Source organism: Empedobacter sp. GD03797 (assembly GCF_029842105.1).
Taxonomy (GTDB): domain Bacteria; phylum Bacteroidota; class Bacteroidia; order Flavobacteriales; family Weeksellaceae; genus Empedobacter; species Empedobacter falsenii_C.
Window position 1 is genome coordinate 51,392 of the sequence record NZ_JAOCFS010000020.1, and the last position, 8,218, is coordinate 59,609.

Annotated in this window: 9 protein-coding genes; 2 read left to right on the plus strand and 7 right to left on the minus strand. The window is 31.4% G+C overall.

The window, feature by feature from the left end; all coding sequences use genetic code 11:
- Positions 1-171 precede the first annotated feature (171 nt).
- Both N5D90_RS12430 and N5D90_RS12435 read left to right on the plus strand, forming a co-directional pair.
- Positions 172-1,254 (plus strand): hypothetical protein, encoded by a 1,083-nt coding sequence (locus N5D90_RS12430; protein ID WP_114998409.1) that lies wholly within the window; start codon positions 172-174, stop codon positions 1,252-1,254.
- Entirely contained in the window at positions 1,238-1,867 is a 630-nt protein-coding gene (locus tag N5D90_RS12435; protein ID WP_125349181.1) for a hypothetical protein, read from the plus strand. Before N5D90_RS12430 ends, N5D90_RS12435 begins: the two co-directional genes overlap by 17 nt.
- On the opposite strand, the gene N5D90_RS12440 is transcribed toward N5D90_RS12435, so the two are convergent.
- The 7 genes from N5D90_RS12440 to N5D90_RS12470 all read right to left on the minus strand — a co-directional run.
- On the minus strand, positions 1,807-2,364 hold the full coding sequence (locus N5D90_RS12440; RefSeq protein ID WP_114998413.1) for a 5-formyltetrahydrofolate cyclo-ligase: 558 nt from the start codon (positions 2,362-2,364) through the stop codon (positions 1,807-1,809). The genes N5D90_RS12435 and N5D90_RS12440 overlap by 61 nt on opposite strands.
- Positions 2,365-2,394: 30 nt before the next feature.
- On the minus strand, positions 2,395-3,342 hold the full coding sequence (locus N5D90_RS12445; protein WP_280062647.1) for a radical SAM protein: 948 nt from the start codon (positions 3,340-3,342) through the stop codon (positions 2,395-2,397).
- 452 nt (positions 3,343-3,794) lie between these two features.
- Entirely contained in the window at positions 3,795-4,709 is a 915-nt protein-coding gene (locus N5D90_RS12450; RefSeq protein ID WP_280062649.1) for a hypothetical protein, read from the minus strand.
- Positions 4,710-4,738: 29 nt separating this feature from the next.
- The gene (rnhA, locus tag N5D90_RS12455) at positions 4,739-5,212 is read right to left on the minus strand and encodes a ribonuclease HI (RefSeq protein WP_038336544.1); all 474 of its coding nucleotides are present in this window, start codon (positions 5,210-5,212) and stop codon (positions 4,739-4,741) included.
- 3 nt (positions 5,213-5,215) lie between these two features.
- Positions 5,216-7,066, minus strand: a complete 1,851-nt coding sequence (locus N5D90_RS12460) for a M1 family metallopeptidase (protein ID WP_280062650.1) — start codon at positions 7,064-7,066, stop codon at positions 5,216-5,218.
- A complete protein-coding gene (locus tag N5D90_RS12465) occupies positions 7,063-7,809 on the minus strand; it encodes a 1-acyl-sn-glycerol-3-phosphate acyltransferase (RefSeq protein ID WP_280050872.1) in 747 nt (248 codons plus the stop codon). The genes N5D90_RS12460 and N5D90_RS12465 overlap by 4 nt, the downstream gene beginning before the upstream one ends.
- Before the next feature lie 55 nt (positions 7,810-7,864).
- The coding region (locus N5D90_RS12470; protein WP_280062651.1) for an alpha/beta hydrolase at positions 7,865-8,218 on the minus strand (354 nt) is incomplete at its 5' end.

Below are 8,218 nucleotides of genomic sequence, written 5' to 3' on the forward strand. Positions count from 1 at the left end.
ATATTCAACAAATGTTTTACAACAAAAGAAATCATTTAACAACGCATTAATAAAGAAATACAACTCAACATATCAAAAAAATTATTTTATTTGTAGTTGTATTAAAAGACAATTTGTAAAATCGAAATTATTTTACAAAATACTGAAAACCAAATTTATAAATTTTATTTTTTGAGCAAATTTACAGATATAGAAATTTTCGAAATTCTGAAAAAAACGATTTCAAATCGATTTTTAGAAGAAAATTCTGCTCAATCCGATAATATCTCCGATTGGAAGGGGCAAGAAATTACATCTTTCCAAGACGATTTATTCAATAAAACCAGATCTACCGTTAGCGAAAAGTGGTTTTATACGTATTTTAAGTCAGATTTTAAGAAGCTTCCGCGTATTGATATGCTCAATCTTTTGGCGCAATATTGTGGATTTAAAAATTGGGCGCACTTTCTTAATGTTCAAAAAATAGAACATTTTGGCCCAAATAAAGCTGAAGAATCGACGATTGAAGCAAGAGAAAACGAAGGTTTTTCATCAGAACATATAACTCCAGAAGAATCTGAAATAGAGATTTCAGCAGAAGTTAAACCATCAACAGAAAAAGAAATAATTCCTGCAAAAGAGGAACCTGTTAAAACAAAACCCAAGCTAAAATTGATTTCAATAATAGCAGCTGCAGTTGTTTTGTTTAGCGGAATTGGCGCAACTATTTATTATTCAATTTTTGGTCAGCGCGAGTACGAATTTTGTTTTGTAGACTCGGACAGACAAGCTGCAATTACCAATTCTGTTGAGGTTACAATTATTAGAGATGGTTTTACGCCACTTTATTTATCGACCAAAACAGGTTGTATCAAATTCGAATCGCAAAAAGATACAATCAAGATGTTTGTGAGTTCGCCTTACTATAAACAAGATACATTTAAGGTTAATTTGCATCAATATAATCAGCCAGAAAAGCTTTTGTTAGAGCCAGATGATTATAAGATTATGCTGTATTATTATTCGAATTCAGCAAAAGATTTGAAACAACGAATTTCTAAGCTAAATCAAATGATTGCGGATGATGCGTTGATTTATCAAGTGTATGACAATGATTTTTTTGGTGTAGAGATTCTTTCTAAACAACAATATATCAATTTAGTTACAATGCCTACGACGTCGTTAAAGAATTTTTCTTTGATCGAATCGGAAAGGAAAAATGGAAAAATTGTGAAATTAAAATTTAAAATCCAACAAGATGAGAACGATAAGTAAAATAGTTCAGTTTAGCATGATATTGCTGATGAGTGTTTGGATGATATTTTCGTGCAAAGACGATAAATATAAAGGAGATTACAATCCAGAAGCGATAAAAGGTTACAAAAACGAGGCATCGACTGTAAGTAGTAAAATGGATTCTGTAGAAGCTGTAAATTTTATTGCAAAGCAGAAATTGCGTGAGTTTTTTGAGCTTTCGGCGTTGGCATCTAATACCAATGATACGGTTGTTGATAGCTTGTTGAGAGATCAATTGTTGTCTTATTTTCCTAAAAAAGATACGACCGAAATATTTTCGTTATTGAGAGAGCTTCGTTCGAAAAAAGTAACATTTACTTCCGTTTCTAAATTTGCAATTTTACCAAAAGATTCGATTACACCAGACTCTATCAAGCGAATTGCGTATACAATTAATTATTTCAATTCAGATAAAAAGTTAATCGAAACCAATAATCATGTTGGTGTATTTGTGCTAAAACAAGAGCCAATCAAATTTCAACGAGAGTTTAAATTCTATTTCAGAACATTAAATGAGAAACAAGACTCGATTCAGAAAGATTCAATTCCATCTGGAGTAATACAAAAATCAAGAGGAAAATCGCCGAAATAAGCGTCTTCAATATATTCGATAGGTCTAAAATAAGTTAGACCTATTTTTTTTGAATCAGGTCTACATCTTGCCAAAAATTTATCATAATATCCGCCACCGTATCCGACGCGATTTCCTTTTTTATCGGCAACAAACATTGGAATAAAAATAATATCAATAGCTTTAGAATCAATTTCTGAATACTGAGTGGGTTCTGGAATTTGAAGTGAATTTAATACCGTTTCGAAACTTTTTTCGACTTTACAATTAATCATATCATTGCCAACAACCAAAGGCAAAACCACATCTTTTTGCTGTTGAAATAGCCAATTTATGATTGGATAAGTATTGATTTCGTTATTTTTTTCGATAGGTAAGAAAATATGAAATGTCTGATCTGTAGAAAAATCTAACTGTTTGATGTGTTCAAAAATTTGCTCACTCAAGTCATTCACTTCTTCTTTAGTGAATAATTTTCTCAACGTTCGATAATATTTTCTAGCTTCAGATTTAGTCATTTCTTCGTAGTTTAATACGAAGTTAAGATCTTACTCAATAATATTATAATTTAAAGAAGTTTTTGTTTTGAGTTTATCCATTTGTTTTTTACTCGAAAAAGCATTTTTCAAAAGTTCTTTTGATAGACCTATTTTTTTAGAGAAATCGTTAAAAGTATCCTTTTTGTAATCAAATTCATCTTTCCACGTATAACCAGGTCGTATGTAACAATAGGTATAATTATAAACTAAACTTTCTACGTTTGTTGCGTTTACTAATTCATCGTAAGTTGAAGTTGCTAATAAAGTCATTTCTCTATTCTTTGATTCAGTTTTAATTTCTCTCAAAACCGAATCATAGCTATCTTTCAGGCTCGAAATATCTGTATCTTGATATTCGGTATCACCCATGCTTTTCATTGGACGAATTTGGAGAATATTTGGTTCATATTGTCCATACATCGCAAAGAAATCCATCAATTCCAAGAAATTATCTTTATTGAACGTATAATTGATTCTTAAAATAAGATTCGGATTATTTTTCTTTTCTTCATAAATTGCTTGTAAAGCTTCGTGAAATTTATCGAAAGAAGCTTTTCCCATAAAGTTTTCGTAAGCTTCTTGATGTACACCATGCAACGAAATAGTGAATTCATTCAATCCATTATCCACAAGTTCTTTTACCTTTTCTTTGGTTAACAAATTTGCATTCGTTGTAAGCGATATATAAGGAACCTTATGTGCTTTTCCTAACGAAACAATTTGCGCTAGATCTTTATACAAAGTAGGTTCTGTACTGCAACCAATTTGCAGTTTAAGAGCTCTGCCAAACATTTTATCAGCTAAAATTGATAAATCTTCTTTTGGAAAAATACCTTTAGTTTTCTTTACATAATTTTCATCTGTAAAATAACACATTTTGCAACGTAAATTACAAGCCATCACAGGATCAAAATTGACAGCAATATATCTTTGATTTGTTTTATGCAAAAGATACATTCCTAAAAATTTTATCCGATGATTTTTAATTAACCAATTTAATTTTAAAAGCTTATAAACGTTCATATCTTAATAGTGTAATTTGATTCTTACAAATATACTTTAAAACGAACGCGATGAAGAATTATTTCTTTTTCTTTGAAAGAACTTAATTGTAATTATTTTAAGAAAAATACGACAAAAATAAAACAAACGATTGCCATAAAAAGCAATAAGTTTATTGGTTTTACTTTCATTTTACTAAATATAGACTTTCTGTAAGTTTTGTGAATTCTTTTCGGTTTAGACATTTTCAATTTCATTACTAATTCTACAATATAGATGCAAATTTCTTAAAAAGGTTGCTTGTAAAAAAGTTAAAAAACACAACTAACAAGTATACTTCTGTGTCTCAATTAAATAAAAAATGTTTAAAAAATGCTTTCAGATTCTGAAAGCATTTTTTAAAGTTATCAACCAAACTTTTTCATTCTTTTTGCAGCCTCGTCCAACCAAGGTTGATAATTGCAATGTTTTTGTATTGCTTGATAAATTCCGTTGCTATTCGGATCTTTTGGATCAAGTTCATAAATTAATGAATTAATAAATCCATTTTTTATCGATTGACTTTTGATGTTTTCCAATAAAGCATCCGCAGAAAGACCTTGATATAATTTTTCTTGTAAATTTGTTAAGACAATATTGCGGTAACTCTGATACGTTCTATAATCCTCGTCATTATCTAAATCGATTTCATCTAATTCTGTCAAAAAATTAACAGGTAATTGCTGAGAAGCAGGATTGTAATATGTGTACGAATCCTTGTACATGTATAACAAATTGATAAAATCGTAATTTAAATTCGTTTTTTCCGTTTTGATGAACGAAGAATTAACTTCTAATTTCTCTAAATCTTCGAAAACTTTTTGATGAAACTTTTTGATTTGATTTTTGAAATCTGGCGGAGCAAGTTTAAACAATTCGGTATTGTCTGTTAAGAATTTATCCGTTTTAAAACTTTTGTCAACCAAATAATTGTTTCGATTTTTTCCTATTCCAGAGAATTTGAAATTATTCTCCAAATGTTTTAAATCTGTATTTAGAATCAAACTATCACCTGGAATCAAATAAATAGTAAATTCTTCTCGTTCGATTGAAAGTGTCTTGTAGCCTTCGTCAACCAATTGAACTGTATCCGAAAAGTTTCCATCAAAATCTAAAGCAAAAGCTTTTTCACGATTATTCAATAATAGGTAAATGCTATCTGTTTGCGCATTCGCGATTCGTCCACTAAAGTAGACAAGTTCACCTTTTTCTTTTTTGGGTGAACAACTGTAAATTGTAATTAAAATTAGTGGGAGAAATCTCCACAACGTCTTCATTTTCATTTTTCTCTCTGCCTCACAAAAGTAGAAAATTATTCTTCGTTTTGATGAATTTCGAAGTAAGAATCTATCTTAAAATTTTCGGGTTTATTTGCTGCCGCAACCGCCAATTTATCAGCTTCTTCGTTCCAATGATGTCCAGCATGACCTTTTATCCATTGAAATTTTACGCGATGAATTTTATAAACTTCTAAAAATCTTTTCCACAAATCAGCATTCTTCTTTCCTTTGAAATTCTTTTGCACCCAACCAAAAACCCAACGTTTTTCCACAGCATCTACCACATATTTAGAATCCGTCACAATAGTAATCTCCGTGTTGGTAAACTTTAGCGTTTCCAAAGCCGTAATAACCGCTAGCAATTCCATTCGATTATTGGTTGTTAGTCGAAAACCTTGAGAAATTTCTTTTTTGACTTTTTTCTCGGTTTCCAACAAAATACAACCAAATCCTCCTGGACCAGGATTTCCCAACGACGAACCGTCTGTATATGCTACAATCGCCATGTTTTATGGTTTGTAGTTTAACATTGTGTCAATTGTTTGACGCGCAACAAAATGATAATTTGGACGAGCATCTTTGTAAATATTCTTCGCTAAATCTAATTGATTAGATTCTTTTAATGCTAAATACAAAGGCTCTAAAAATTTACGACGACCAACATTTACCAAGAATTCTTTCGCATTTGTGTTGACTTTATCGTAATGCATTAAAAATGCTTTTTCGTACCAAGCTGTTTCTATTTCTGGATTTTTAGAATTTGTAAAATCATAAATAGCATCCAAATAAGCTAAATCTTCTTTCGTATTTTTAGTTATATCAATTTGACGAATAAAATGAACCCATTCGTTAGTGGATTTCGTAGAAATCGCCACTTTTTTCGGTGCAACTTTATTTCGTCTGTTTGTAATATCTTGCTGTAATTGCGCTTCTGCTAAATCAAATAATTTAGACGTTGGTTTTTTGAAATCTTTTGGCCAACCTGTGTTATAAATCCATTCTTGAACAAATGAATCATCTCCATTTGTCAAATTAGCTTTTAAATAATCCACAAATTTTTCTGTCGTCATTGTTTGGAATGCATGCGAAGAAAAATATTGATTCAAAAATTTATCAAACTTTTCACGACCATATTTATCTTCTAACATTTTCAAAAATAAATAACCTTTATCGTATGGAACATCAGAAAAAGCATCATCAGGATTTGCACCTTTCATGTTCACTTTTAATGAAGTATATTTTTCTGGAATATTTTTCATCGACGTCTCCAAATCTTGAAAACCGATTACCGAAATCATATCCGCATAATCTTTTCCTTCTAATTCTTCCATGATTCGACGCTCAAAATAAACTGTAAATCCTTCGTTTACCCAGAAATCATCCCACGTAGAATTAGTTACTAAATTTCCAGACCAAGAATGCGCCAATTCGTGTGCAATCAAATTCGTCATCGAACGATCACCTACAATTGCAGTTGGCGTAGCAAACGTTAAACGTGGATTTTCCATTCCACCAAAAGGAAACGAAGGCGGTAAAACCAAGACATCAAATTGTTCCCAAGGATATTTTCCGTACAATTTTTCGGCAGCAGTTACCATTTTTCCCATATCGGCAAATTCCCACGCAGCAGCTTTTAACAAACCAGGTTCTGCATAAACACCCGTTCTGTTGTCGATCGGTTGATATTGCACATCACCAACAGCCAAAGCAATCAAATAAGGTGCAATTGGTTGTGGCATTTTGAAGGTGTAAACACCTTCGGCATTTTTTTCTTTCGGATTGATTGCACTCATCAAAGGCAACAAATCTTTTGGTGTTTTTACTTTCGCATCGTACGTTAAACGAACACTTGGTGTATCCTGAATCGGAATCCAAGAACGCGTTAAAATCGCTTGTCCTTGAGACAATAAAAACGGATGTTTTTTATCGTGTGTTTGTTGAGGATTTAACCATTGTAAAGCATTTGCATCAGGCGAAGTTTTGTAGAAAACTTTTACAATTGTATCATTTGGCGTAACATCAATGATTAAGGCTTGACCTTTGATCGAATCTTTTTCGCCTAATTTGTATGTTGTTTTTTGTCCATTCGCTAATAAAACTGAATCAATTGTTAGTTTTTCGGTATCTAAAATCAATTGTTTTGCTTGATTATTTTCGAATGTATAAGCCGCCGAACCTTTGATTTGATGCGTATCGAAATCAGTTTCGATATCTAAACTCAAATGTTTGATGCGAGCTTTATCTAAATCAGCAAAAGTTTGATTGTCTTTTGCTTCAGTTTCTGTTGTAGAAGTGATTTGTTTATTGCAACTAACCGCCGTTAAAGCCGTTCCTAATGCGATATAAACTAAATTTTTCATTGTTCTAAATCTTTTAAAATCATGTTGTAAGCAGCTTCTTTCAAAGCAACTTTATCGTTTTTTACATTCAAATCTTTCGTTTCGAAAGTCTCCAATAATCGGACTTTTATTTTTCCTGGATAACCTCTAAACCAATTAAACGGAAACATTTTATTAACACCGTGAATCGCCAAAACAGCCAAAGGCGTTTGTGTTTCAATCGCAATGTTAAACGCTCCATCTTTGAAAGGATCCAAATAAATCTTGAATTCTTTGTCGTTTGTTACGCCGCCTTCAGGAAAAATAAAAATACTTAGATTTTTGTCTAATTTTTTCTTTGCTTCGGGATAAACAAGTGCTTTACTACGTGCACTTTTTCGGTCGACAGGAATACAAATTCGTTCGAATATTCGTCCAAAGATAGGGATTTTGAGTAACTCTGCCTTGCCTACAAATACGATTGGATGATGTTTTAGAATCGTCAACATCAACATAATATCCATAATCGAAGTATGATTGGCTATAAAAACATAATTTTCTTTTGGATCGAGGGGGACAAGTTTTTTGTAATCTATTCTGAATCCCGTTCCATACAACACAAATTTGCCCCAATATCTAATTAACGGATAAATATATGGGAATGTTTTTTCGAAACTTGCCAAAGGTAGTACGATAAAAACGCCTATTGTTAGGACATAAATTGCAGCTAAAAATATCATCCAAATGCGCCAAATAAGGACAAAAAAACCTGTGATGTATTTCATTGATTTGGTTTAGTGGAGTAAAGATATGGAGAAAATGAAAACTAAACCTATGTTCCTATTTTTTCAAAAACTTCAAAATAGCTTCATTTAATATTTTTGGCTGTTCGAAAGGAACATAATGTGTCGAATTTGGAATAATCAATAACTCTGCTTTTGAAATATTTTGTTGAATTTCTTTTGTATGAATCTCTTTTACTTCATCTTTTTCACCAGCAATAACCAATACAGGATTCTGAATTTTATTTAGTTCAGATTTCGTAATATTTGGTTCATTTAACATCAATTCGATTAAGCGTAAATTCGCGTTTTCGGAAGGTTTATTTGCTAAACTTTTCAAATTCTCAATCAGTTCTTTGCTTACTCCATTTGGGTTAAGAACAGCACCAATTATTATAATTTTATTAACTAA

Excerpts from the sequence above, each read along its gene's own strand:
- N5D90_RS12435 (WP_125349181.1), top strand. The coding sequence starts at position 1,238 with ATGAGAACGATAAGTAAAATAGTTCAGTTTAGCATGATATTGCTGATG.
- N5D90_RS12440 (WP_114998413.1), bottom strand. The coding sequence starts at position 2,364 with ATGACTAAATCTGAAGCTAGAAAATATTATCGAACGTTGAGAAAATTA.
- N5D90_RS12445 (WP_280062647.1), bottom strand. The coding sequence starts at position 3,342 with ATGTATCTTTTGCATAAAACAAATCAAAGATATATTGCTGTCAATTTT.
- N5D90_RS12450 (WP_280062649.1), bottom strand. The coding sequence starts at position 4,709 with ATGAAAATGAAGACGTTGTGGAGATTTCTCCCACTAATTTTAATTACA.
- rnhA (WP_038336544.1), bottom strand. The coding sequence starts at position 5,212 with ATGGCGATTGTAGCATATACAGACGGTTCGTCGTTGGGAAATCCTGGT.
- N5D90_RS12460 (WP_280062650.1), bottom strand. The coding sequence starts at position 7,066 with ATGAAAAATTTAGTTTATATCGCATTAGGAACGGCTTTAACGGCGGTT.
- N5D90_RS12465 (WP_280050872.1), bottom strand. The coding sequence starts at position 7,809 with ATGAAATACATCACAGGTTTTTTTGTCCTTATTTGGCGCATTTGGATG.